General features: G+C 54.3%; 19 protein-coding genes. 7 read left to right on the top strand and 12 right to left on the bottom strand.

The features are described from left to right. Nucleotides 1–6: 6 nt before the first annotated feature. Complete coding sequence (gene ssuC, locus WH298_RS16650; RefSeq protein WP_180823365.1) at nucleotides 7–795, top strand: aliphatic sulfonate ABC transporter permease SsuC; 789 nt, start codon at nucleotides 7–9, stop codon at nucleotides 793–795. Further along, the gene (gene ssuB / locus WH298_RS16645) at nucleotides 792–1,583 is read left to right on the top strand and encodes an aliphatic sulfonates ABC transporter ATP-binding protein (RefSeq protein ID WP_049851031.1); all 792 of its coding nucleotides are present in this window, start codon (nucleotides 792–794) and stop codon (nucleotides 1,581–1,583) included. Before ssuC ends, ssuB begins: the two co-directional genes overlap by 4 nt. Nucleotides 1,584–1,662: 79 nt before the next feature. Here ssuB and pepN read toward each other — a convergent pair whose 3' ends face one another. Next, the gene (pepN, locus tag WH298_RS16640; RefSeq protein WP_180823364.1) at nucleotides 1,663–4,278 is read right to left on the bottom strand and encodes an aminopeptidase N; all 2,616 of its coding nucleotides are present in this window, start codon (nucleotides 4,276–4,278) and stop codon (nucleotides 1,663–1,665) included. Nucleotides 4,279–4,531: 253 nt separating this feature from the next. Here pepN and pncB point away from each other — a divergent pair, with 253 nt between their 5' ends. The 4 genes from pncB to WH298_RS16620 all read left to right on the top strand — a co-directional run bounded on the left by pncB (nucleotide 4,532) and on the right by WH298_RS16620 (nucleotide 10,089). Then, entirely contained in the window at nucleotides 4,532–5,737 is a 1,206-nt protein-coding gene (gene pncB, locus WH298_RS16635) for a nicotinate phosphoribosyltransferase (protein WP_180823734.1), read from the top strand. Between the two features lie 149 nt (nucleotides 5,738–5,886). Further along, nucleotides 5,887–7,287 carry an asparagine--tRNA ligase gene (asnS, locus tag WH298_RS16630; protein WP_180823363.1) on the top strand — a complete coding sequence of 467 codons (1,401 nt, stop codon included), beginning with the start codon at nucleotides 5,887–5,889 and terminating at the stop codon, nucleotides 7,285–7,287. Between the two features lie 299 nt (nucleotides 7,288–7,586). After that, on the top strand, nucleotides 7,587–8,699 hold the full coding sequence (gene ompC / locus WH298_RS16625; protein WP_049851028.1) for a porin OmpC: 1,113 nt from the start codon (nucleotides 7,587–7,589) through the stop codon (nucleotides 8,697–8,699). A gap of 199 nt (nucleotides 8,700–8,898) precedes the next feature. After that, nucleotides 8,899–10,089: an amino acid aminotransferase gene (locus WH298_RS16620; RefSeq protein WP_180823362.1), complete on the top strand. Its 1,191-nt coding sequence runs from the start codon at nucleotides 8,899–8,901 to the stop codon at nucleotides 10,087–10,089. 144 nt (nucleotides 10,090–10,233) lie between these two features. Here the strand turns inward: WH298_RS16620 and WH298_RS16615 are convergent, their stop codons facing one another. The 7 genes from WH298_RS16615 to cmoM form a co-directional block, all read right to left on the bottom strand. Then, nucleotides 10,234–10,866: an MBL fold metallo-hydrolase gene (locus WH298_RS16615; RefSeq protein ID WP_049851026.1), complete on the bottom strand. Its 633-nt coding sequence runs from the start codon at nucleotides 10,864–10,866 to the stop codon at nucleotides 10,234–10,236. 36 nt (nucleotides 10,867–10,902) lie between these two features. Continuing rightward, a complete protein-coding gene (gene mepK, locus WH298_RS16610) occupies nucleotides 10,903–11,454 on the bottom strand; it encodes a peptidoglycan L,D-endopeptidase MepK (RefSeq protein WP_007887399.1) in 552 nt (183 codons plus the stop codon). A gap of 187 nt (nucleotides 11,455–11,641) precedes the next feature. After that, complete coding sequence (ldtD, locus tag WH298_RS16605; RefSeq protein ID WP_180823361.1) at nucleotides 11,642–13,471, bottom strand: L,D-transpeptidase; 1,830 nt, start codon at nucleotides 13,469–13,471, stop codon at nucleotides 11,642–11,644. A gap of 156 nt (nucleotides 13,472–13,627) precedes the next feature. Beyond that, on the bottom strand, nucleotides 13,628–18,097 hold the full coding sequence (mukB, locus tag WH298_RS16600; RefSeq protein ID WP_049851024.1) for a chromosome partition protein MukB: 4,470 nt from the start codon (nucleotides 18,095–18,097) through the stop codon (nucleotides 13,628–13,630). Continuing rightward, the gene (gene mukE / locus WH298_RS16595; protein WP_007887407.1) at nucleotides 18,094–18,828 is read right to left on the bottom strand and encodes a chromosome partition protein MukE; all 735 of its coding nucleotides are present in this window, start codon (nucleotides 18,826–18,828) and stop codon (nucleotides 18,094–18,096) included. Before mukE ends, mukB begins: the two co-directional genes overlap by 4 nt. Beyond that, complete coding sequence (mukF, locus tag WH298_RS16590; protein WP_007887410.1) at nucleotides 18,809–20,131, bottom strand: chromosome partition protein MukF; 1,323 nt, start codon at nucleotides 20,129–20,131, stop codon at nucleotides 18,809–18,811. Before mukF ends, mukE begins: the two co-directional genes overlap by 20 nt. Continuing rightward, complete coding sequence (cmoM, locus tag WH298_RS16585; protein ID WP_180823360.1) at nucleotides 20,128–20,913, bottom strand: tRNA uridine 5-oxyacetic acid(34) methyltransferase CmoM; 786 nt, start codon at nucleotides 20,911–20,913, stop codon at nucleotides 20,128–20,130. Before cmoM ends, mukF begins: the two co-directional genes overlap by 4 nt. 124 nt (nucleotides 20,914–21,037) lie before the next feature. Here cmoM and elyC point away from each other — a divergent pair, with 124 nt between their 5' ends. Next, the gene (elyC, locus tag WH298_RS16580; RefSeq protein ID WP_180823359.1) at nucleotides 21,038–21,823 is read left to right on the top strand and encodes an envelope biogenesis factor ElyC; all 786 of its coding nucleotides are present in this window, start codon (nucleotides 21,038–21,040) and stop codon (nucleotides 21,821–21,823) included. Here the strand turns inward: elyC and WH298_RS16575 are convergent. From WH298_RS16575 to WH298_RS16560, 4 genes are all read right to left on the bottom strand, one after another. Continuing rightward, entirely contained in the window at nucleotides 21,803–22,696 is an 894-nt protein-coding gene (locus WH298_RS16575) for a YcbJ family phosphotransferase (protein WP_180823358.1), read from the bottom strand. The two genes, elyC and WH298_RS16575, sit on opposite strands and share 21 nt — an antisense overlap. Before the next feature lie 110 nt (nucleotides 22,697–22,806). After that, on the bottom strand, nucleotides 22,807–23,556 hold the full coding sequence (kdsB, locus tag WH298_RS16570) for a 3-deoxy-manno-octulosonate cytidylyltransferase (protein ID WP_049851021.1): 750 nt from the start codon (nucleotides 23,554–23,556) through the stop codon (nucleotides 22,807–22,809). Beyond that, the gene (locus tag WH298_RS16565; protein ID WP_007887424.1) at nucleotides 23,553–23,735 is read right to left on the bottom strand and encodes a Trm112 family protein; all 183 of its coding nucleotides are present in this window, start codon (nucleotides 23,733–23,735) and stop codon (nucleotides 23,553–23,555) included. Before WH298_RS16565 ends, kdsB begins: the two co-directional genes overlap by 4 nt. 90 nt (nucleotides 23,736–23,825) lie before the next feature. Further along, on the bottom strand, nucleotides 23,826–25,043 hold the full coding sequence (locus WH298_RS16560; RefSeq protein ID WP_180823357.1) for a winged helix-turn-helix domain-containing protein: 1,218 nt from the start codon (nucleotides 25,041–25,043) through the stop codon (nucleotides 23,826–23,828). Between the last annotated feature and the right edge of the window lie 7 nt (nucleotides 25,044–25,050).

Raw genomic sequence — 25,050 nt, 5'->3', positions numbered from 1 at the left:
CAGATGATGGCGAACGTTAAAACCAGGTTGACGAATGCGGTACTGCCCTGGGTTTTGCCGGTGGTGCTGATTGCGGTGTGGCAACTGGCATCGCAGGTGGGCTGGTTGTCGACGCGCATTCTGCCGTCGCCGGAAAATATCCTCATCACCTTCTGGAAGCTGACGGTAAGCGGTGAACTGTGGCAGAACCTGGCGATCAGCAGCTGGCGCGCCGCTATCGGCTTCTCCATTGGCGGTTCGATTGGTTTGATTCTGGGTTTGATTACCGGCACTTCACGCGTGGGTGAACGCTTGCTGGATACCTCGGTGCAGATGCTGCGTAACGTACCGCATCTGGCGCTGATTCCGCTGGTGATTTTGTGGTTCGGTATTGACGAATCCGCCAAGATTTTCCTCGTGGCGCTGGGTACTCTGTTCCCGATTTATCTCAACACTTATCACGGTATTCGCAACATTGATCGTGGCCTGGTGGAGATGGCGCGCAGCTATGGTTTGTCCGGCTGGAGCTTATTCATCCAGGTGATTTTGCCGGGTGCGCTGCCCTCCATTATGGTCGGCGTGCGTTTTGCTCTCGGCCTGATGTGGCTGACCTTGATTGTCGCCGAGACCATTTCCGCTAACTCCGGCATTGGTTATCTGGCAATGAACGCCCGTGAATTCCTGCAAACCGATGTGGTGGTGGTGGCCATCATTCTCTATGCCCTGCTCGGCAAACTGGCTGACGTCACGGCACAACTGCTGGAGCGCGTCTGGCTGCGCTGGCATCCGGCCTATCAATTGAAGGAGAACGCATGAGCAACGCAACCCTAAATCCGGCGCGCCTTAATCGCGGTACACCGGTTGGCGTAAAGGGCGTCAGCAAGCAATATGGCGATCGCACCATCCTGAACAATATTGATCTGCACATTCCGTCCGGACAGTTTGTTGCAGTTGTTGGCCGCAGCGGCTGTGGCAAAAGTACCCTGTTGCGCCTGTTAGCTGGACTGGAATCCACCACGCGCGGTGCCTTACTGGCCGGAAATGCGCCGTTATCGCAAGCACGTGAAGACACGCGGCTGATGTTCCAGGATTCACGCCTGCTGCCGTGGAAAAAGGTGATTGATAACGTTGGACTGGGACTGAAAGGCCGCGAATGGCGAGCTGCCGCACTGGAAGCGCTGGATGCCGTTGGTTTGGCCGACCGCGCCAATGAGTGGCCCGCAGCCTTGTCCGGCGGGCAGAAACAGCGCGTGGCGCTGGCGCGTGCGCTGATTCACCGTCCCGGTTTGCTGCTGCTCGACGAACCGCTGGGTGCGCTGGATGCATTAACGCGTATTGAAATGCAGGGATTGATTGAGTCGCTATGGCAGCAGCATAACTTCACCGTCCTGCTGGTGACGCACGATGTTAGCGAAGCGGTGGCGATCGCCGATCGCGTGCTGCTGATTGAGGAGGGACAGATTGGGCTGGATTTGCTGGTCGATTTGCCGCGTCCGCGCCGTCGCGGATCTGCGCGTCTGGCGGAACTGGAGGCCGAAGTGCTGGATCGCGTGATGAAGCGAGGTTCATCGGAGCAGCCGCTGAAGTTTGCACAGCAGAGTTGATCAAAGACGCGCGATAAATCGCGCCGCTACAAATACGTGCAAAATCCCGTAGCGGCGCAATTTATTGCGCATTGTTTTCTTAAGCGTTCAATGCTTTAGTGATCTTCTCGTACAGATCGCCAGACAGCTTATCCAACCCTTTCAACGTCTCCAGCGCCTTGCGCATCAACGCCTGGCGCTCGGCATCGTAACGTTTCAGACGAATCAACGGCTCGATCATCCGCGCGGCCACCTGCGGGTTACGCGTATTGAGATCGGTCAACATCTCCACCAGGAACTGATAGCCGCTGCCATCTTTGGCGTGGAATGCCGCCGGATTAGCAGAAGCAAATGCCCCAATCAGCGAACGAATACGGTTCGGGTTGCCCATGGTGAATGATCGGTGATGCAGCAGTTCGCGCACCTTGCTCAGCACATCCGCCGCCGGGCTGGTGGCTTGCAGCACAAACCATTTATCCATCACCAAACCATCCTGATGCCAGCGCTCGTCGTATGCGGCTAACAAGGTATCGCGGCACGGCAGATTCGCCGCTACGGCCGCAGCCAGCGCCGCTAACGCGTCGGTCATGTTGTTCGCCTGCTGATATTGCGCCTGCACCAGCTTGTCTGCTTGTGCCTCCTCGGCAAACGCCAGATAGCCAAGGCAGACGTTTTTCAGCGTGCGCTTGCCAATTTCTGCATGCTCAATTTTGTATTCGTTGCTTTGGTTGGCCAGATAGAGGGCAAAGAATTCATCACTCAACTCTTTAGCCAGCGTACGTACCAGCGCATCGCGCACCGCCGAGATCGCCAGCGGATCGATGACATCAAACAGTTCCGCAATTTCATTCTCAGAGGGCAGCGACAGAATCAACGCTTTCAGCGCCGGATCGCCCTGCTCATCCAGCAGCACCGCGCGGAATGCATCGGCGACATGCAGCGGCAGCGACAGCGGCTGCCCCTGCTGATGGCGGGCCACATTCAGACGAATGTAAGTGGCCAGCAGACTCTGAGCCGCATCCCAGCGGGCGAAATCGTTGCGCGCGTGACGCATCAGGAAGGTGAGCTGCGCATCGCTCCATTTATAGTCGAGCTTCACCGGCGCGGAGAATTCACGCAGCAGTGAGGGCACCGGCTGGAAATAGACTTTGTCGAAAATAAAAGTCTGGAACTCTTCGGTGACGTTCAGCACGTGATGCACCGGATGTCCGTTGTGCTGCAGCGGGATCACGTTGCCTTCGTTATCGTACAGTTCGATATCCAGCGGAATGTGTAGCGGCAGTTTCTCTTTCTGCTCGGCGGTGGCCGGCGTACGCTGGGTGATATGCAGCGTGTACTGCTCAAGCTCAGGATTGTAGTCATCGCGCACCGTCAGGATTGGCGTGCCCGCCTGGCTGTACCAGCGGCGGAACTGAGAAAGATCAACGTTGGAGGCATCTTCCATCGCCTGCACAAAATCATCACAGGTGGCGGCGCTGCCATCGTGGCGCTCGAAATAGAGCTGCATGCCCTTCTGGAAATTCTCTTCGCCGAGCAAGGTGTGCATCATGCGGATCACTTCCGAACCTTTCTCGTATACCGTCAAGGTGTAGAAGTTGTTCATCTCGATCACCTGATCCGGACGGATCGGATGCGCCATGGGGCTGGCGTCTTCGGCAAACTGCGCACCACGCATCACGCGCACATTATCAATGCGGTTGACCGCACGTGAACCGAGGTCTGAACTGAACTCCTGATCGCGGAACACCGTCAGGCCCTCTTTCAGGCTAAGCTGGAACCAGTCGCGGCAGGTGACGCGGTTACCCGTCCAGTTGTGGAAATACTCATGTCCAATAACCGCTTCAATGCCGAGATAATCTTTGTCGGTGGCCGTTTCGGCTTTCGCCAGCACATATTTGGAGTTGAAGACGTTGAGACCTTTGTTCTCCATCGCGCCCATATTGAAGAAGTCCACCGCAACGATCATAAAAATGTCGAGGTCATACTCGAGGTTGAAGCGCTCTTCATCCCACTTCATGCTGGCTTTCAGCGAGGTCATCGCCCAATCGGCGCGATCCAGATTGCCGCGGTCGACAAAGATCTCCAGCGCCACATCGCGGCCTGAGCGGGTGGTGAAACTGTCACGTAGCACGTCGAAATCACCGGCTACCAGCGCAAACAGGTAACAGGGTTTCGGGAAGGGATCTTGCCACTTCACCCAATGACGGCCATCTTCATGGCGCCCGCTCTCCAGCTTGTTGCCGTTCGAGAGTAAATAAGGATAGCGTGCGGCATCGGCAATAATGGTGGTGGTAAAGCGCGCCAGCACATCCGGGCGGTCGAGATACCAGGTGATGTGGCGGAAACCTTCGGCTTCACATTGGGTACAAAGCGCTTCGCCAGATTGATATAACCCTTCCAGCGCGGTGTTTTTATCCGGATGGATGTCATTAATGATGGTCAGGGTAAAGTTGTCCGGCAGCTGGCTAATGAACAACGCGCCCTCTTCTTCGCGATAATGCGACCATGGATTGCCATCCACCGCCAGCGACACCAGCGTGAGGTCTTCACCATCAAGGCGCAGCTCCGCATCCGCAGCACCCAGTCGCTTAACCTGACTGACCGCCGTAACGCGCGTCGAGGCGGCATCCAGATCAAACGTCAGGTCGATGTCGGTAATGGTGTAATCCGGCGCACGGTAATCGTGGCGATATTTAATTTGCGGCTGTTGCGTCATAAGTCCTTCTCGCATCTTTTAATCGTTAATATGTTGACCCGTCAAAGTCTAAGCGGGTTGTGCCTTCGTTGCCACGCACAATGCGTGCCTTCGTTGAAAAGGCTACAATTCATTAACAATGGCACAAATGACCCTCGACCTGCCACCCGCAATTATGGTGTGATCGCGGTCATTACTGTTTTATACTCCTGCGTCTTTATGACTTTGTTGAACACCGGGCTCTGCTCCGCGGAAGAGGATGCTGAAACGCACCATGACTGGACATGCTTCCCCGATTTTGACCACGCTGCTTGATACCGATGCGTACAAGCTTCATATGCAGCAGGCCGTCTATCATCGCTATTATGATGTCCCGGTTACGGCGGAATTTCGCTGCCGTGGCGATGAACTGCTGGGTATTTATGCGGACGAGATCCGCGCACAAATTGAAACCCTGCAAACGCTTGCCCTTAGCGACGATGAGTATCACTACCTTAGCGGGCTCCCCTTCTTTCAAACCGATTACCTCAACTGGCTGCGCCAGTTCCGCCTCGATCCTTCACAGGTAAATGTCCGCAACGACAATGGCCATCTGACGATTCAGATTCATGGTCCGTGGCGTGAAGTGATTCTGTGGGAAGTGCCGTTGCTGGCGTTGATCAGTGAAGTCGTGCATCGTCATCGCACGCCGCAGATGGGTGTGGACCAGGCGGTAGCGCACTTGCATGACAAGCTGGTGACGTTCCGTCAGCAGGTGGGTGATTTGGATATGTCGCGCTTCCAACTGATGGATTTCGGCACGCGTCGCCGCTACTCCAAAGCGGTGCAGGAAGCGATTGTCAGTGCGCTAAAAGCCGAATTCCCGTGGTTGGTTGGCACCAGTAACTACGATTTGGCGCGCCGTCTGCAACTTAATCCGGTGGGTACTCAGGCGCATGAATGGTTCCAGGCGCATCAGCAGATTAGCCCGGTGCTGGCGAATAGCCAACGCGCCGCGCTGCAATCGTGGCTGGATGAGTATGATGATCAATTGGGCATCGCACTCACTGACTGCATCACGATGGACGCCTTCCTGCGCGACTTTGGGCCAGGCTTCGCCCATCGTTATCAAGGTTTGCGTCACGATTCCGGCGATCCGGTGGAATGGGGCGAGAAAGCCATTGCGCACTATCAGCGTCTGGATATCGACCCGAAAAGCAAAACGCTGGTGTTCTCAGATAACCTCAATCTGGACAAAGCGCTGGCGCTCTATCGTCATTTTGGTCAACGCGCCAACGTGGTATTCGGCATCGGTACACGTTTGTCCTGCGATATTCCCGGCGTTACGCCACTGAATATCGTGATCAAACTGGTGAGCTGCAATGGCAAACCGGTGGCAAAACTCTCCGATAGCCCTGGCAAAACCATATGCCAGGATAAAGCCTTCGTGCGTGCCTTGCGCAAAGCCTTCGATCTGCCGCTGGTCAAAAGAGCCAGCTGATTCCTATTACAGGGTGCTTGCACCCTGCTTCTCGTCAACAAATCTCCCTTTCACCTGCCAATTTTGCTTGTTTCCTGTTGGCTCGCAAGTAACATAGCAAAACCCCGAAAAAGGGCTTTTATCCACTATATATATATAGAGAGAACTTTATGAGCGTTGTGCCTGTAGCGGATGTACTGCATGGCCGTGTCGCGGTTGACAGTGAAGTCACCGTACGTGGTTGGGTGCGTACCCGAAGAGATTCCAAAGCTGGTCTTTCCTTTATCGCCGTTTACGACGGTTCCTGCTTTAATCCCGTTCAGGCCGTCGTCAATAATTCTCTGAATAATTATCAGGATGAAGTGCTGCGTCTGACCACCGGCTGTTCCGTGATCATTACCGGCAAAGTGGTGGAATCACCGGGCGAAGGCCAGGCATTTGAGCTGCAGGCGACCCAGGTTGAAGTCACCGGCTGGGTTGACGATCCAGATACCTATCCCATGGCGGCAAAACGTCACAGCATCGAATACCTGCGCGAAGTGGCGCATTTGCGTCCGCGTACCAACCTGGTTGGCGCCGTGGCACGCGTACGTCATACGCTGGCGCAGGCGCTGCATCGCTTCTTCCACGAAAACGGGTATTTCTGGGTCTCCACTCCGCTGATCACCGCTTCGGATACGGAAGGTGCTGGCGAGATGTTCCGCGTTTCGACGCTCGACATGGAAAACCTGCCGCGCGATCCGCAGGGCAAAATCGATTTCGATAAAGATTTCTTCGGCAAAGAAGCGTTCCTGACCGTATCTGGTCAGCTCAATGCCGAAACCTATGCCTGTGCGCTCTCTAAGGTGTATACCTTTGGCCCAACCTTCCGTGCTGAAAACTCTAACACCAGCCGCCATCTGGCGGAATTCTGGATGATTGAGCCAGAAGTGGCTTTCGCAACGCTGGATGATGCCGCAGCCCTGGCTGAAGCCATGCTGAAATACGTGTTCCAGGCGGTGTTGAATGAGCGCGCGGATGACATGGCCTTCTTTGCGGAACGTGTGGACAAAGATGCGGTTGCCCGTTTGGAACGTTTTGTTCAGACCGATTTTGCACAGGTGGATTACACCGATGCGGTAGAGATCCTGCTGAAAAGCGGCCAAACCTTCGAGAACCCCGTGTCTTGGGGCGTGGATCTCTCATCTGAACACGAGCGTTACCTTGCCGAGCAGCACTTTAAAGCACCGGTGGTAGTGAAAAACTATCCGAAAGACATCAAAGCTTTCTATATGCGTATGAACGACGATGGCAAAACCGTGGCAGCGATGGATGTCCTCGCGCCGGGTATCGGCGAAATCATCGGTGGTTCGCAGCGTGAAGAGCGTCTGGATGTACTGGATGCGCGTCTGGCAGAAATGGGCCTGAATAAAGAAGATTATTGGTGGTATCGTGACCTGCGTCGTTACGGCACCGTCCCACATGCAGGCTTCGGATTAGGTTTCGAACGATTAATCGCCTATGTCACCGGCGTACAAAATGTAAGGGATGTTATCCCCTTCCCACGTACCCCACGCAATGCGAATTTCTAAAATTAGCGATTAATTATAAGTAATTCATATATATAAAGAGGTCGGCCTAGCCGGCCTTTTTTTATTTTTGTAAATTTAGAGTTCTCTCACAAAGTTCCCGATATTTTACAAATTGTAATACAATTTTTCCTTTTGATACTCAATTGCGAGATTTGAATCATCTTCGGGCTAGAATTAGCAACCCCGTGATGGAAAGATGCGTGCAGACACAGGAGACATCAAACTTCTTTCAAGGTTCTGTAAAGATTTCTTGGCAGCAGTGGCAGATGTCCAAATAACTCCAATGAGGGTAATAAAAAATGATGAAGCGCAACATTCTTGCAGTGGTTATCCCAGCTCTGTTAGCTGCAGGCGCAGCAAACGCAGCAGAAATTTATAACAAAGACGGCAACAAACTGGACCTGTACGGTAAAGTTGATGCACGTCACACTTTCTCTGATGACGCTGGTAATGATGGCGATGCAACGTATGTTCGCTTCGGCTTCAAGGGTGAAACTCAGATTACCGACCAGCTGACCGGTTATGGCCAGTGGGAATACAACGTTCAGGCTAACAACACTGAAGGCGCTGATGCGCAAGACGGCAACAAAACCCGTCTGGGCTTCGCCGGTCTGAAATTTGGTGATGCAGGTTCATTCGACTACGGTCGTAACTACGGCGTTATCTATGACGCAATGTCTTACACTGACCAACTGCCAGTGTTCGGTGATGATACCCTGTATCAAGACAACGACAACTTCATGATTGGTCGTTCAAGCGGTCTGGCTACTTACCGTAACAGCAACTTCTTCGGTCTGGTTGAAGGCCTGAGCTTCGCAGCACAGTACCAGGGCAAAAACGAAGGTTCTCGTGACCCACTGGCACAGAACGGCGACGGCTGGGGTACTTCTGTAGCGTATGACACCGGTATGGGCATCAGCGCTGTCGGTTCTTACTTCTCTTCTGACCGTACTAACGATCAAGTTGCAGATGGCAACGGCGACAAAGCTGACGCATACGGTTTCGGTCTGAAATATGACGCGAACAACGTATACCTGGCAGCATTCTACGGTGAATCACGTAACACCACTGCTTACGGTAGCTTCGCTCGTCAGACTGCTAACAAAACTCAGAACTTCGAAGTGGTTGCACAGTATCAGTTCGATTTCGGTCTGCGCCCATCCATCGCTTACCTGCAGTCTAAAGGCAAGCAGCTGAATGGCAACACTAACACCGACAATGGTGCGACCTTCGCTGGTGGCGATGCTGACCTGGTTAAATACATCGAAGTGGGCACCTACTACTACTTCAACAAAAACATGTCTGCGTATGTTGACTACAAAATCAACCTGCTGGATGACAACGATTACACCCGTGCTCAGGGCGTAAGCACCGACGACGTAGTTGGCGTTGGCCTGGTTTACCAGTTCTAATCATCCGATTAGAGTTGCGTAATACCTAAAAACGGAGCCTTCGGGCTCCGTTTTGCATTTCAGTGATCGGCTTCGCAATTAGCTTTTCTACTTTCAGCACCCGCCCTATTTCTTTTTTATATCAACGGTTGGCAAGCGTGCCGTCTAACGCTAACCTGATAGCTCATTTCGCTAAAGTTCACCCAAACGGAACTGACTCATGTTTGAATCGATCTCTGCCGCACCCGCCGATCCTATTCTGGGACTGGCTGACCTTTTTCGCGCCGATGACCGCCCGACTAAAATCAATCTTGGCATTGGTGTGTATAAAGATGAAACCGGTAAAACGCCGGTACTCACCAGTGTTAAAAAAGCTGAGCAGTATCTGCTGGAAAACGAAACCACCAAAAACTATCTGAGCATTGATGGTCTGGCGGATTTCGCGCGTTGTACGCAGGACTTGCTATTCGGAAAAGAGAGCCCATTGATCTCAGCGGGCCGCGCCTGCACAGCACAGACGCCCGGCGGCACCGGCGCCCTGCGCGTAGCGGCAGATTTCCTGGCAAATCAAACTGACGTGAAGCGCGTTTGGGTGAGTAATCCAACCTGGCCGAACCATAATAATGTGTTCAACGCCGCGGGCCTCGAAGTGTGTGATTACCACTATTATGACGCAGCAAGTCACAGCCTCGATTTTGACGGCATGGTGGCGTCACTGCAGGAAGCCAAAGCGGGCGATGTAGTGTTATTCCATGGCTGCTGCCATAATCCAACCGGCGTCGATCCAACAGCCGATCAGTGGCAACAACTGGCGAAACTGTCGCAAGAAAAAGGGTGGCTGCCACTGTTCGATTTCGCTTACCAGGGCTTTGCTCGCGGTCTGGATGAAGACGCTGAAGGCCTGCGTATTTTTGCAGCGTCACATCAGGAACTGATTGTTGCCAGCTCTTACTCTAAGAACTTCGGCTTGTATAACGAGCGCGTCGGCGCCCTGACGCTGGTTGCAGCGAGTAGCGACGTGGCGAAAACCGCGTTCAGTCAGGTTAAATACACCATTCGCGCCAACTATTCGAATCCGCCATCACACGGTGCTGCGGTAGTCGCCACCATTCTCAGCAATGATGCGCTGCGTACTATCTGGATTCAGGAACTGACCGATATGCGTCAGCGCATCCAGCGCATGCGTCAGCTGTTTGTGAATACCCTGGCGGAGAAAGGGGCTAACCAAGACTTTAGCTTTATCATTAAGCAGAACGGCATGTTCTCATTCAGCGGGCTGACTAAAGATCAGGTGGTGCGTCTGCGTGAGGAGTTCGGTGTATATGCGGTGAATTCTGGTCGCGTTAACGTGGCTGGTATGACGCCAGACAATATGTCGGCGCTGTGCGAGGCAATTGTTGCGGTTTTATAATCCGTTAAATAAATCATGATGCAGGCAGGCGGCAAACGAGAGACTCCCGATGAGCTTACATTAGTAAGCGATTGGGCGAACGAGAGCAGCTAACGCGCCTGCAACATGAAACGGGTAAAAAAATGGGCCAGAATGGCCCATTTTCTATTCTTGCAGGAAAGGATTGCTAACGCGCTCGCGCCCCAGCGTGGAGACAGGTCCATGACCCGGCACGAAAGTCACATCATCGCCTAATGGCAGCAGCTTGGTTTTAATCGCATTAATCAAGTCGCTGTGGCTGCCCTGCGGGAAATCGGTGCGTCCAACGCCCCCGTTAAATATCACATCCCCCGAAATCAGCAGACGTCCCGCACGGTCGAAGAACACAATATGGCCTGGCGTATGGCCGGGGCAAAGCAGCACTTCCAGTACGACATTGCCAACCTGCACGGTTTCGCCCTCTTCAAGCCAGCGATCCGGCGTCAGCGGTGCGCATTCCGGTAAGCCAAACATACGGCTCTGCGTCGGCAGATTATCTAACCAGAAAGCATCAAGCGGATGGGGACCGACGATCGGGACCTGATAGTGTGCAGCCAATTCTGCAGCGGCCCCAACATGATCGAGATGACCATGAGTGAGCAATATTTGCGACGGCGTTAAACCACGTTCAGCCAATATTGCTTTGATAGTTTCCGCATCACCGCCGGGATCGACCAGTGCGGCTTGTTGCGTTTCATCATCCCAGATAACTGAACAGTTCTGGGAAAAGGCCGTAACCGGAATAATTTGGTAATTCATAGCGCTCCATGACCGACACACGCAGCGCTGCCGGTATCAGGACCAGTGCCTTGCAGGCCCGGTATCAATGTGTACGAAGTTGCTGCGCGGGTAATATCCTACACCACCGGCGCGCATAGATAACGCAGCTTTGCGAACATTGCTCAACGAAATTCCCTCAATATGGAAATCCATCGCTTGTCCTTTAGTGTGATAGCTTTTTTTCGCCACGCCCGGACCGGACTCACGCAACATATTGTTGGTTGCCAGAGAACGGTAACCCGAGATCAGCTGCACCGGTTTACGCGTATCCAGCAATGTCTGCAAACGATAAAGCTGATCAAAAAGATGGGGATCGATATTCTTCACCTGATTGGCGCGAAAATCACGGAAGAAGTGGTTTAAACGTGCTAACTCATCCTTGTCATAACGCTTACCGTTAAAAAACTCTGTTTTGAGGGTTTCACCGGTATGAAGGTTACTAAGCGTCAATACTCGTGGGCGGGCAGTGGAAAGCGAAGCCAGAGCGGAGCCAGGAAGCATCGCCAAACCTGCTGCTGCGCCTCCAATCAAGAGTAATCGACGACGTTGAGAATCAAAATTAGCCATGAAACGGGGTTACCTAATCTAAAGCGGATAAAATATGTGCGAAAAGTACACAAGGCCGAACATTAACCGCAGGCAAAAGCTCAGTCAACCCAGAATATGGCGCAGACGGCCAAAACCAGCGCAAAATCAAATTTTCGCGACTGGTCTTGGTTAATGAAATGTAAAAGGAGGAGCGTCAAATCAATGACTAAAGCAGTAATTGTCCTGCTTTATGCAATACCTGACTGCCGGAACGCGCGGGATTATCATAATTGTAAATATCTGTACGATACTGTGGTTGCCCATCATCGGCGACCCAGGCGGTTAAATAATAGAGGTTGACCGGAATCCGATTGCGAATCGACACATAACGCGTGTTGCCCTCTTTCAATGTGTCCGAAATACGTCCGTCGTTCCAGCCCACATCCTGCAGCAAGAGATCGGCCAGCTCTGACGCTTTATTCACGCGCACGCAGCCCGAGCTAAGCGCCCGAATATCACGCTGGAACAGCGTGTGGTTGGGCGTATCGTGCAGATAAATGGCATCCGAACTTGGCATATTGAACTTGTAACGCCCAAGTGAGTTGGTCGCGCCTGGCGCTTGGCGAATGCGATATGGGAAACTCGCTGCCGACACCATATGCCAGTCAATCATCGACGGATCAATCACTTCGGCATCAGCGCTCCAGCCGGACAGCAGCGTGTAGCCATGCTTATACAGGTAAGTCGGGTCCTGCTTCACTTTTGGCACAATATCCTGGCGTACCAGAGTAGTCGGAACGTTCCACGGTGGATTCAGCACCACATTATTCAGTGCGCTGCGCATCAATGGCGTTTTGCGGTCAGGACGTCCCACAATCACTCGGGATGACAGAATGGTGGCACCGTTGTTGTAGTAGGTCAGTGAATAGTTCGGGATATTCACCATGATGCCGTTATGCATATCATCCGGCAGCAGGCGCAGACGCTGGATATTCAGTGCCAGCAGCGAGGCACGCAGCTGCGGCGGCACATTCAACCATTGACGCGTACGCGGACCAATCGCGCCGTCATCTGCTAATCCCTGCCAATGCTGGAAGCGCTTGACCCCCTCGACCAGCGCAGTGTCATAGACATTGGGACCGGATGCCGTCGGAGTAGCAGCCACATTATTATTGGCCACGTCAGGAGAAGCCGCGAGAGCAGGCGCTGCATCAATATCATCAAAGTTTGCAGCGGACGGACTCACCGCCACCGGTTGATTACTCTGGCTTACGGGAACCGGCGCTGTGGGTACTGCATCTTCTGCAGGTGTTGGCGTGCTGCTGTGGCTAGCGGTGAGCATGCCTGTACGTTGCAGAATCTCACGCAGCGCCGGCACATCATTACTGATCTGGCCCGGGCGCAGGGTGCTGCTGTCGCGCAGTTGCGGCCATGGATTATTATCAGTCAGCAGGGCTTTCAGTGCGTTATGCATCGGCAGGTATTGCGGATGCTGTGGTTGCAATGACAACACGAACGTGCGGCTACCACCGGCGTTAACCGCATTCTGCCATTGATTGATCGCCGCTAGCGCTGGCATGGTCAGCTTATACGGCACATTGCTGTAGAGCCAGGTTTCGCCTTGCGTCGGCACGTTGGCAACGAATTGCAGATAGCCTAGCATGGCATCACTCAGCACGATATCGCGCGCCAGCCCTTTGATATTAGGGTTGGTCAGCCGCTCCACCCAGCGGGTAAATTGTGGCTGCACGCCTGAAAGCGCCACTTCCGCCAGCTGTTGCTGAAACGCCTGCACCGCTTGAGGGTCTTGCCAAAGCGGTGCCATATCACGCGATGCGTAAATGCCGGCTAAGCCCGGCAAGTAGAAAGGTTGCTCAGTGGCGCTAAAGGCCTGCTGAATTTGTTGCTGGCTGGCAGCAACTGACATTGTACTGTGCGTAGAGTGGGGTAGCGTGGAGGTGATGGCCGCATAGCTTACCGTCAACGGCGATAATACCAATGACAAACCGAGTGCTACTGCAGCACGACTCATTTTGCTCTTATTGTTTAGCAACATCCCTGCCCCCTTCTCACTAATGACACAGCGCCCTGTGATCGCCATGTACAGCCATACTCTTAATGTTGAGTATACGAATAAAAAACGGCATCTGCCTCTCAGTGCAAATGCCGCTTATAGATTAAACGCAGTGCTGTTTTTTAACCAGATTCAGCGTTAGCTATTTTCCGTTTCCAGACCGAGCCTGGAATTTTCATTTTTCACCGGCGATGGGTCCGCTGAGAAACCGCGCAGACCAACGACATGCACGTGCTCAGTATTGTTAAACACCTTACGCACCAGCTTGTAGGTGGTCCCTTTTTCCGGGCTGATGTTTTCCGGTGCTGCAATAACCAGCTGCATCTCCAGACGTTCGCACAGCTCAAACAGCGTAGCGATTGAACGTGCATCCAGACGCGCCGCTTCATCAAGGAACAGCAGACGGCACGGCGAAATATCTTTGCCACGCAGACGACGCGACTCCTCTTCCCAGCTCTGGACCACCATCACCAGAATCGACATCCCGGTACCAATCGCTTCACCGGTAGAAAGTGCGCCACTTTCCGCACGCAGCCAGCCATCAGAACCACGGTTAACCTCCACTTCCATCTCGAGATAGTTGCGATAGTCGAGTAGCTCTTCACCAATGGTTTGCGGCGTGCGCTGGCCCATATCGATCTGCGGATTCAGGCGCTGATAAAGTTTCGCCAGCGCTTCTGAGAAGGTCAGGCGATTACTGGTGAACAGATCCTGATGCTGCTCATGTTCTTCTGACAGCGTATCCAGCAGCGTTGAGTGCGCTTCACGTACGTTAACGTTCAGGCGAACGCTGCGCACCTGACCAAAGCTTACGGCCTGCAAGCCCTGGTTCAGTTGGCGGATACGGTTCTGCTCGCGCTGGATCGTTTTGCGAATAATGTTCGCCGCACTGCGTGAACTGATGGCTAGCGTTTGCTCGCGCGCGGTCAGCTCTTCAGTCAGACGATTCAGCTCAATTTCCATCTGTTCGATAGCTTCGACCGGATCGTCGGTACGAATGATGTCCTGACGAATACGTTCACGCAGATGCTGGTACACCGCGATAAAGAACTGAATCTTGCGTTCCGGACGTTTCGGATCTTCAGACATGCGCAGCACATCGCGCAGATGTTCGTTATCCGCCACCGCCAGACGCAGCGCACCCAGCGCCTTATCCGACATGGATCGCAGCTCATCGCCGCTGAGATACGCCAGTTCGCGACGATGCAAACGACGCTCAACGCCGTTCTCTTTAACCAGACGCAACACCGTGCACCAGCCCGCTTTGGCAGTAACCACCTGCTCACGAATCTGGTGATAATCGCGCTCCAGCTTGCGCAGTTTCTTCTGCAGGCTGTCCATCTCGGCTTCACAGAAGGTGATCTGTTTTTCCAGCTGATTGCGGCGCGCACGGTTATGGCTAAGCGCGCTGTACAACTCATCACGACGAATGCGCGCCCGCTCTTCCGCGCTGGCATCCGCCTGCACGCCGATATCCTGCATCTCTTGCTGCAGCTCTTTCAGCATGTCGCGCTTGGCATCGTAAGAACTTTTTAGCGACGCCAACACTTGTGAATACTGCGTCAGCTGCGCCTGATGCCCGCGCAGACGTTCGCGCGCGCGGCTGCGCTCGCCTTCTGCCTGCTCGAGACGCTGGCGCAGTTGTTCATTGAGATCGGTATTGCCGCCCAACATGCCAGCCGAGCTTTCATAGTTGAAATGCGCACGGCGCTGCACCACTTCGGTCAGGGCAAAGGCCTGCTGACGTGCATCGCGCTGCTGTTGCTGTGCCTGCTGATAATCGCGCTGCAACTGATCGTGCTGCTGCGGATCGCTTTGCAGTACCGCAATCAACGGCTCCAGTTTGCTGAGTTTGCTGCCGTGCTGATGCAGGAAACGCGCGGCTTCCTGCGCCTCTTCCACGCGCTCGCGAATCTCTTCACAACGATCGCCGAGCGTATCATCGAGCAGCAGATTAACGCGCGGTAACAGACGGTTCAGCTGGCTCACGCCCTCTTTAGCCTGCTCAAACTGTGCGCGCTGCTGTTGATTGTCGTTTTCATGCTGCGCCAACGCACGCTCCAGCTCGCCACGGCGGCTGTTGAGCTGGCGAATCAGTGCTTCCGGATCTTCATCAAACGCCACCGCTAAGTGGCTACCGATAAAGCGGCTGAAGGATTGATGCAGGCGTTGCGTTTTCTGCACATCAAACGACAGCGTGGCGTAACGTTCAGCCAGCTGTTCACGTTCGTTGTTGAGCAGCTCAAGTTGATTTTCACGCGCCGCACGACCAAATAGCGGCACTTTCGGGAAGCGTGAGTAGCGCCACTGACGCTCAGCCACTTTCACCACCACCGCTTTTTCCAGCTCTTCCACGCTGAAGACGCTATCGTCAAACGCTTGCGGATCGCCCTCAATCAGGTAGAGATCTTCCGGGCACTCATCTAAACCGTCGAGCAGTTCGCGCACCAGCGACAAATCTGGCACCACGATGGCGTGACGCGATGGACCATACAACGCCGAGAAGTACGGCGCGTCATCCAGCGTGACATCGTCGTAAATTTCAGACAGCAGCACGCCGCCAAAGCGTTCCGCCAGCTGCGTCAGGCGCGCATCTTCCGCTCCGCCCGGTTGGCTCAGTCGTTCAATTTGCTGTTCGACTTCACGCTTACGCGCCGCCAGCTCATCGCGCTCAACGGTGGTTTCGCGCTCGCGCTCCAGCAGTTGCTGCATAAACTCGGTGATTTGCTGGCTGCTGGTCAGCTCCTGGCCGGTTTGCTCGCTGAGTTGGGTGAGGATCTCCTGCGCTGCCAGCCAATGTGGCGCGCGCGCGGTCAATGCGGTAATACGCTCACGCAGCTGCTCCAGCTCCTGACGCATCAGCATGCGGCGTTCACCCGCATCCGAGACGCTTTCGTTAAGCTGCTCGATTTGCGCTTCGAGTTCACGCTGCAAACCGTCCAGTGCATCCGCATCGTATTGCTGGCCCTGACGTTTACAGAAGTCCGCCAGCAGGCGCTCGGCATCATGCTGCTCACGCAGACGGGTTTCCAGCTCGTTGAGACGCAAACGCAGCGATGACAGCTGATCGGCATGATGACGCTGATTAGCCGCATCGCGCAGTAATTCGCGCCCCACTTGCCAGGCATCCTGACGGCCGACGTCATCACCGGCAATGCTGGTGACCAGGCTTAACGCCTGCTCGAACTGGCTGTGTGCCGCTTCGGCGACGCTCAGCTTCTGCTCCAGACGCAGTAATCGCTCGGTGGCTTCTTCTTCCCGCGCCTGGAAGGTTTCCTGCCATTCGGCAGCATTATCGATACTCAAATCGGGCAGCTGACACTGCGTACGCGCTTTTTCCAACGCCTGCAATGCCTGCTGATATTGAATCGCCCGCGTCTGTTGCACATCAAGTGCCTGCTGAAAATCGGCAAGCTGGCTTTTCAGCTCATCCACTTCAATTTCAGCCGCTTCGGCGCGCGCTTCATTCTCTTCCTGCACGTCACGCGCTTCAGCAACCACTTCGTTCTGCTCTTCCAGACGATAGGTCAACTCTTCCAAATCGGCATCGTATCGCTCGATTTTCTCCTGCTGACGCATCGCGGTTTGCACCAGATTGAGATGATCGCTGGCACCCTGATAATCGGTTTCCAGGTCGTTCTCGGCAGCGTTGTGCTCAGACAACTCACGCGCCATCTCAATGTGACGATACTGCTCGGAAATCAGCTGATTGCGACTGGTGAACAACTCATTACGCAGTTGGAGCGCACCGTCGAGGTGAATACGACGCTCGTTGGCGTGGCGCATGTAGTCGGCAGAAACATAGCTGGTGGCTTCAGAGATCAGATGCTTAAACAGGTCGCGATCGGACTGGGTGACGCGAATCGCTTCCAGCGTCATGCGGTTTTCACGCAGCGCGGCTTCCATATCCTGGAAAGCCTTACGCACGCCGCCGTTTTCCGGCAGCAGGTAGTCGCGCAGCGAGCGGGTAATGGCGCTAGAGATACCGCCATACAAGGAAGCTTCAATCAGGCGATAGAACTTACTGCGATCGCTGGCATTACGCAGACGACGCGGCACTACGCCGAGCTCGAACAGCACCGCATGATAGTCCGTTACTGAGTTGTACTGGCGGAACTGCACGCCTTCCTGCGCTTCAACGCGCTCCTTCACTTCCGTCAGCGGTAAGACGCGCGCCTGGCGGTTGTTGAGGATTTCAGTCAGCATGTCGGTTGGCTGCGAATCCGTCGGTAAACCGTGAATACTGAATGGCTTGATATCGACCTTTTTATCGCGCCCGGCCACCTGCTGCAGACGCACCCCAACCACCACACGTTGATGGCGTGAGTTGACCACATCCAGCACCGAATAACAGACGCCGGCGCGCAGTTTGCCGTGCAGCCCTTTATCGCGCGAACCCGATGTCGCCCCAGCTTCGGTGGTGTTTCGGAAGTGCAGCAGCGTTAGATCAGGGATCATCGCCGTGACGAAGGCCGCCATGGTGGTAGATTTACCGGCACCGTTACCGCCCGATAGCGTGGTCACCAGCTCATCGAGATCAAAAGTACGGGCAAAGAAGCCGTTCCAGTTGATCAGCGTTAGCGAACGAAATTTACCGCGTTCAATCATGCTTGCTCATCCTCCGCGTTATCACTCGCGTCGCTTTCAGCGTCAATATCATTATCTGCTTCATCGTTCTCTGTCGCAGCCGGCGCGCTTTCCAGCGTCATCGCTTCACCGTCACGAATCAGACGCAGCTGCGCTTCACGCGCATCGTCACCGCTGCGCACGTCAGCACCAAAGCGGAACACCGATTCGGTGATGCGGAATTTGCTGCTGTCATTGCCCATAAACCACACCATGCCAAGACGGCGCAGACGGCTCAGCGAGGCGCGCATTTTTTCCTGCAGCTTAGCGCGATCGAGATCGGAACCGGTGGAACGCTGGTTCACCAGCTTCAGCAGTTTGCTCTCATCGGCCAGCGACAGCAGCTCGTCGTACAGCTCCTGGTGGGTAAAAATTCCCTCATTGGCCAGACGTTCCGGACTGAGATAGAGGTAGCAAAGAATTTTGCCCACCATCATATCCAGCTCGGACAGTACCGAGCGCGGAATCAATGTGGTTGAACGCGGACGCAGATAGAAAAAGCCTTCCGGCGCGCGGATCAGTTCAACGTTGTAGCGCGCGTAAAACTCTTCGAGGTATTCCTGGTAATCCATCAGGAAGGCGTGATTATCCAGCTCTTCAATGCCAATGTGGCGACCCGCGCGTAACTGGCTATCGAGCGCCGGGAAAATCGGGTTAGCCAGAGCCAATGCCAGTTTGACTGGCATCACTTGTTCAATATTTGTCGATGACATGTGCCTGCACCTTGGCTCCGTAATCATTAATGGCCTGCCATTGCGCAGGCAGGCCGGCTAAATCAGCTTCGGCCACGCCGAGTCGTACCGCCTGGTCGATGACGATACGTGCCAAATCAAAGTGGCGCGCGCGCGGATACTGCGACAGGTAGTCGCGCATAACCGTCGCCAGATGGAGCGGTTTCTGCTCCTGTTTGTAGATCTGCAGCGCCTCTTCGATCATCGCGGCCAGCTGTTCGCGAATCTCATTAAACTCTTCATATTCCATTTCCGGCGGCAGCTCGCCCATCACTTCGTCATTGCGCAGCGTCATCTCTTCATCGCGCATATCATAAAGACGATCGGCATTGGCGTAGGTTAGCGCCCACGGCTGGTCGAAATAGTTCTGCACCGACAGGCGTAAACGCTGCGCAAAAACGCGGTTCTTATCCATGTCGATGGCGGTACGAATAAACTTATGTACGTGGCGGTCATAGCCGATCCACAAATCGATAGCCTGCTGGCCCCAGCTGATGATGCGATCCAGCTTGTTTTGCAGATCAAACACCAGCTTATCGACAAAGCCGAGATCCGGGCTGCTCAGCGTGGCGTCCTGAATACGCAGCAGGTTGGCCTGCAGCTTATCGCCCGCCGCTTCTAGCGTATCCTGCAGCTCACGTAGGGTGCCGGAGGTTTCTGACAACAACATTTCACAGCTGGAGATCGCCGCACGCCAATCTTTGTTAAGCAGATCGGCAATATCGGTTTTCACCGCCTGTTGCTGCTCATCCATCAGACGTTGCGTCATGTCGATGCTATCGAAAATTTCCGCCACCGAATATTTCAGCGGCGCAAAGACGTTGCGATGCCAGTGGAATTCGTCACCATCTTCTTCGGCCGCATCCGCCGCGCGTTTAAGCTCCTGCGCCACAATCGACAGCTGCATCGAGAGACGCAACGTGGAGAATTCACGCTGGCGAATGTAGTAGTCGGTAATGCCGATGGCGAGCGGCGTCAGACGATAGATGGCGTGGCCTTCCGTCAGCTCACTGGTAAAGCGGTTGAGCAAGCGCTGGCGCACCATGTCATTAATGGCGTTATTGGCACGCACCTGCACGGTTTCGTGGGTTTGTTCGAAAGCCTTGCTAACGTGACGAAACGCGTCAATCAGCTCGCCTTCGCTCATCTCGCCGTCCATGCGCTCACCGTTTAAGGTGGCGATAGCCAGCAAAAAGGCCAGACGTTCTACCGGCAACGCAAGCGAAAAGTCGTTCTTGCGCGCCCATGCCACCAATTCGGGGACCGTCTGGGAAAATTCGCTCATAGTTGATCCTTCTGACTGGGTTTGCGCGCGGTCACGTGGATATAGCGCCCTAAACTCAAAAAGGGCTCCTGGCGACAGAAACGCCGTTCCATCTCAATGATTTCCTCAACGCTCTTCCCTGCGCCGGGTTGCGGCTTCATGTAATCACAGAAGACGCGAATGCCCGCACGCCGTTCAATTTCAAATCCGCAGTTTGTCAGCCAACGCGTCACATCATCGGGATCGCGAGGGAAATCCGGCGACAGCGTGCGCTTTTTGCGTTTGCTCATATTGGCGCGCATATAGCCGAAATTACCGAGCGTTAGGGTGCGGAAAGTTAAGCCATGCGCGTTGTAGAACATCAGCGACAGCACGCCGCCAGGCTTCAACGTGTGCCACAACGCTTGCAGCACCTCTTCCGGCTGTGCGACCCATTCCAACACCGCGTGAAACAATACCAGATCAACCTGCGTATCCAAATGTTCGCCCACCTGCTGGGCGCTAATTTGTTTGAATTGCATGTTGTGGCTCACACCCGCGTTGTGCGCATGTGCTTCGGCCAGCTTCAGCATCTCGGCAGAGAGATCGCACAGCAGCACCTGATGACCACGTGCAGCCAGGCCGCTTGAGATTTGTCCCACACCGCCACCGGCATCCAGCACCGCGAGCGGTCCAGCGGGCAGCGTGGGTAACAGTGCTTCCAGTTCATCCCAGACGATCGCCTGGCGCACCTGGCCTTTGCGCGTGCCATAAATGTTCTGTGAGAATTTGTCCGCCAGATCGTCAAAGTTACGATCCTGCATGATGATGGCTCCGCTTTGCTGCATTCAACTTGTGCTATTTTGTCACAGGCTCAACAAGAATGAACCTTTCATGCCACCGTAACTGTCTGGCTGCTGTTTTTTCGGACAAAAGGAGCAATTTTCGATGTTTTTCACTGTTAAAAAAGTCGTCGGCGGGATGTTGCTACCCTTGCCACTGCTGTTATTGCTCATGGCAGCGGGACTTTTGCTGCTCTGGTTCAGTCGCTGGCAAAAAAGTGGCAAAATTATCATCTCTTGTAGCTGGTTGTTACTGCTACTGCTAAGTTTGCAGCCGATCGCCGATCGCCTGTTATTACCGTTGGAAAACCACTATCCCACCTGGAACGGTAACGAGCCGGTCGATTATATCGTGGTGCTCGGCGGCGGCTACACCTTCAATCCGAATTGGGCGCCGAGTTCCAATCTTATTAACAACAGCTTGCCGCGCGTGACGGAAGGTGTTCGGCAATGGAAGCGCTATCCGCAGGCGAAAATGATCTTTACTGGCGCAGCAGCGGGCAAAAATCCACGCAGCAGTGCTAGCGTGGCTGCCGAGGTAGCAGAGAGCCTTGGCGTTCCTCATGAAGCGATTATTCAGCTGGATCAACCACGAGATACGCTTGGCGAAGCGCGGGCGGTAAAACAGGCGATTGGTGAACATCCGTTTTTGCTGGTGACATCTGCTAACCATTTGCCGCGTGCGATGCACTTTTTCCAGCGCGCAGGCATGAATCCGCTGGCAGCACCGGCAAATCAGCTGGCAGTAACATCGCCGTTAAACGGGTGGGAACGCGTTATTCCATCGCCAGTTTGGCTCGCCCACAGTGAACGTGCCGTTTATGAATCGCTGGGACAGATCTGGCAGCAGATGCGCGGTGACGAACTCACCTCAACCCAGCCAGGGGAGTAATTGCGCGCGGGCATGATCAAAGCGCGGACGATCAAACTGTCCGCTGCTGACCAGCGTGTCGACGCAATCCCACAGCTGATACAACCAGCGTCGCCAGAGAAAACCCTCCGCCACAGGCGCACGCTGCAAATAGTGTTGCAGCAGCGAAGCTTCTGCCCCGCTATCTGCCAGCCGCATGAGATCGTATTCCCGCGGCGCCCAAAGGATATTTCCCGGCTGCATCATCGCAATCAGTTGGTCGCTGTGCGCATCTTTTAACACGCTGGCCAAACGTAAATTACCGTGCATCAACACGCAGGCATCGTTAAAACCGTTGAACAAACGTGGAAGCAGCTGGCGACTGCGGAACAATATTTGACGATCTTCCATGGTGAAAAACGGTGGCGACAGATAACCCAACGTCGACCACAACACATCAACCCGTTGGCGATACCACGCTGGCCAGTTGTTTTCCTGCACGCTGTCTACGCTGCCGACTAAGCCCTGACTATCGATGCGATGCCATGCCAACACACCTTCCACAATCTGTTCGCACAGTTGTTCCCAGCGCGCAGCATTGCGCGTTGGAGCTTCTGCCGACACGCCATTAAAACGCGCCATCAGCAACATCTCATGCGCGGGCTTCTGCTGACTTAGCACCAAGCCAAATACCGCTGGCACAGCGATCAAACCATCGTGACCGAGCATGGTGAGTTTTTTGGCTTCCAGCGCAGCACGTCCCTGATGGCGAAAATACTTCGCTACCAGCGGCATCGGTTTACCGGCGTCATCATAGAGTGCGTACAGCCGCGTTTGCGCCTGCTCGCTGATGGTTTCGAGACGGCTGATGCTTTCACCCAGCACCAAGGCAAGTTCTGAACGGAGCTGTTCCATGCGATATCCTCCGATGTCAAAGGGCTAGAATATGCTGGAGGTGATGGCGACGCGAAACTTAGCGCCAGATCAAACTTTTAGGCCAGCGAGAGCCGCTGGCCGGTCGGAGATTAACCCTGCATAGCGAGACGAACGCGCTCAAGGTCTTCCGGCGTATCTACTCCAACACTTGGGATAGTTTTTGCCACCGCGACGTGAATTTTTTCACCGTACCACAGCACGCGTAACTGTTCGAGTAGCTCAATGTGCTCCAGCGGGCAGGGCTCCCACGCGATATAGCGACGGATAAAACCGGCGCGGTAGGCATAAATACCAATATGGCGCAGTAGCGTGTCGCCGATCTGCTCACGCGAACGAGCATAACGCTCGCGATCCCAGGGAATGGTGGCGCGTGAAAAGTACAGTGCATACCCTTTCGCGTCCATCACCACTTTCACCGCGTTTGGGTTAAAGGCCTCTTCAGCATCGGTAATTGGCACCGCCAGCGTAGCCATTCCGGCTTCAGACTGCGCCAGATTACCCGCCACCTGGCGTACAATTTCCGCCGGGATCATCGGCTCATCGCCCTGCACGTTGACGATAATAGTATCGTCAGCAAACTGGTATTTCTCGATTACTTCTGCCAGGCGTTCAGTGCCTGATTGATGATCGACGCGCGTCATGCATACTTCTCCGCCCGCCGCCGTCACCGCCGCAGCGACATCCGGATGATCGGTGGCGACAATCACACGATCGGCGCCCGATTCGCGCGCGCGTTCCATCACGTGCAGCACCATCGGTTTGCCCTGAATATCCACCAGCGGCTTGCCTGGCAGACGCGTTGAAGCGTAACGCGCGGGAATAATGGCCACAAAACTCATGGATGAATCTCTTCAACAGACAGCGTACGCGCTTCCACTTCCAGTAACACCGGAATACCATCGCGTACTGGATAGGCCAGGCCGTCGGGTTTACAGATCAGCTCTTGCTGCTCTTTGTTGAAATACAGTTTTCCGTTGCAAACCGGGCAGGCAACGATCTCGAGTAAACGGTGATCCATAATATTCTCCTTTCAGGACCGCTTCAGGCGGTTAGCATATCATAATAGCGTGCGCGTTAATGACGCACTAAAGCTAGACTCTTTGCGGATTTATTCGCTGATCGACCAGCGATTTGACCAAGCCGCCAGAAGTTCTGCAGGCGCATTTTCGATCATCACTTCATTGGCGCCTTGCCAATGAGCAAAGCGATTAATGGCTTTTTGTACATCATTGAGAAAAGCATTACTAACGCGCGTGCCCTGTTCCAGCCAGAATGTACGAATCACTAATTGCTGTGCCTGACGATCCATTTTGGCGTCAATACGCGCTTTTAGTGCCCCGCGATGCAAAACTGGCAGGACAAAATAACCATATTTGCGCTTCTCTGCTGGCGTATAGCACTCAATGCGGTAATCAAAATTAAACAGCTCCAGCGCGCGCCGCCGATCCCAAACCACAGGATCAAAGGGTGATAGCAGAGCCGTATGTGTAGCAGAAAGCGGCTTTTCCAGCATTGGCAATAATGTGTGGTGTAACCACATTTCGCCCAGCTGCTCCACCTCAACACGGACAATCTCGCCGCGTGCTGCGGCATCGGCTAGCCACAACTTGAGCGGTGCATGCTTGAGGCGATAGTAATCCGCTAACCAAATGCCGCGGAAAATCCCGAGACTGCGTGCACTGTGATTCAACATTTGCATAACAGCCTCTGCTTCACTCAGCGCATGCTGTTCGTCAATCCAGTCTGGCATGACACGGCTATGCAGATCATAAACCCTTTGGAAGTTGCGCCGCTCGACTACCATCAATTCACCTGCACTGAACAAGTTTTCCAGATGACGTTTATGCGGCTTCCATGCCCACCAGCCAGGTTTAGTCTGTTTGTCGTTACTGAAATCGGCAGCACGAACTGGCCCGTTGGTGGCAATGTGCTCTAACAGAACAGCAATTTCCTGCTGATGCTTTGCCACCCAATCGGCGCTGTATTTCCAGCCAAGTCGCTGTGGCTGCAGCATACGATGGCGCAGCAAAGGATAATCTTCGAAGGGAATAAAACAGGCTTCATGCGCCCAATATTCAAACAACGCCCCTGACGCCAGCGCCTCTTCCAGCCAGTTGGCGGGATAGTTACCAAGCCGGCTGAACAGCACCAGATAAGGGCTCCGCGCGACAACATTAATGGTGTCAATTTGCAGCAGCGACATCTGACGCACGGTCGCGTGAATATCGGCAAAGCGCGCGCGGCGGCCCAAAGGACGCAGCAGTCCCTGAGCGGCCAAATGGAGATGACGAGCAGTTTGCAGCGAGAGGGAAGCGGAAAGGTTCATGGCTTAA

The organism is Pantoea nemavictus (genome assembly GCF_037479095.1).
Lineage (GTDB): Bacteria > Pseudomonadota > Gammaproteobacteria > Enterobacterales > Enterobacteriaceae > Pantoea > Pantoea nemavictus.
This window is presented reverse-complemented; position numbering and strand designations above follow the sequence as displayed.

Bases quoted from the DNA above. Each gene is read 5' to 3' on its own strand.
- ssuC (WP_180823365.1), top strand. From the start codon at position 7: ATGGCGAACGTTAAAACCAGGTTGACGAATGCGGTACTGCCCTGGGTT.
- ssuB (WP_049851031.1), top strand. From the start codon at position 792: ATGAGCAACGCAACCCTAAATCCGGCGCGCCTTAATCGCGGTACACCG.
- pepN (WP_180823364.1), bottom strand. From the start codon at position 4,278: ATGACGCAACAGCCGCAAATTAAATATCGCCACGATTACCGTGCGCCG.
- pncB (WP_180823734.1), top strand. From the start codon at position 4,532: ATGACTGGACATGCTTCCCCGATTTTGACCACGCTGCTTGATACCGAT.
- asnS (WP_180823363.1), top strand. From the start codon at position 5,887: ATGAGCGTTGTGCCTGTAGCGGATGTACTGCATGGCCGTGTCGCGGTT.
- ompC (WP_049851028.1), top strand. From the start codon at position 7,587: ATGATGAAGCGCAACATTCTTGCAGTGGTTATCCCAGCTCTGTTAGCT.
- WH298_RS16620 (WP_180823362.1), top strand. From the start codon at position 8,899: ATGTTTGAATCGATCTCTGCCGCACCCGCCGATCCTATTCTGGGACTG.
- WH298_RS16615 (WP_049851026.1), bottom strand. From the start codon at position 10,866: ATGAATTACCAAATTATTCCGGTTACGGCCTTTTCCCAGAACTGTTCA.
- mepK (WP_007887399.1), bottom strand. From the start codon at position 11,454: ATGGCTAATTTTGATTCTCAACGTCGTCGATTACTCTTGATTGGAGGC.
- ldtD (WP_180823361.1), bottom strand. From the start codon at position 13,471: ATGTTGCTAAACAATAAGAGCAAAATGAGTCGTGCTGCAGTAGCACTC.
- mukB (WP_049851024.1), bottom strand. From the start codon at position 18,097: ATGATTGAACGCGGTAAATTTCGTTCGCTAACGCTGATCAACTGGAAC.
- mukE (WP_007887407.1), bottom strand. From the start codon at position 18,828: ATGTCATCGACAAATATTGAACAAGTGATGCCAGTCAAACTGGCATTG.
- mukF (WP_007887410.1), bottom strand. From the start codon at position 20,131: ATGAGCGAATTTTCCCAGACGGTCCCCGAATTGGTGGCATGGGCGCGC.
- cmoM (WP_180823360.1), bottom strand. From the start codon at position 20,913: ATGCAGGATCGTAACTTTGACGATCTGGCGGACAAATTCTCACAGAAC.
- elyC (WP_180823359.1), top strand. From the start codon at position 21,038: ATGTTTTTCACTGTTAAAAAAGTCGTCGGCGGGATGTTGCTACCCTTG.
- WH298_RS16575 (WP_180823358.1), bottom strand. From the start codon at position 22,696: ATGGAACAGCTCCGTTCAGAACTTGCCTTGGTGCTGGGTGAAAGCATC.
- kdsB (WP_049851021.1), bottom strand. From the start codon at position 23,556: ATGAGTTTTGTGGCCATTATTCCCGCGCGTTACGCTTCAACGCGTCTG.
- WH298_RS16565 (WP_007887424.1), bottom strand. From the start codon at position 23,735: ATGGATCACCGTTTACTCGAGATCGTTGCCTGCCCGGTTTGCAACGGA.
- WH298_RS16560 (WP_180823357.1), bottom strand. From the start codon at position 25,043: ATGAACCTTTCCGCTTCCCTCTCGCTGCAAACTGCTCGTCATCTCCAT.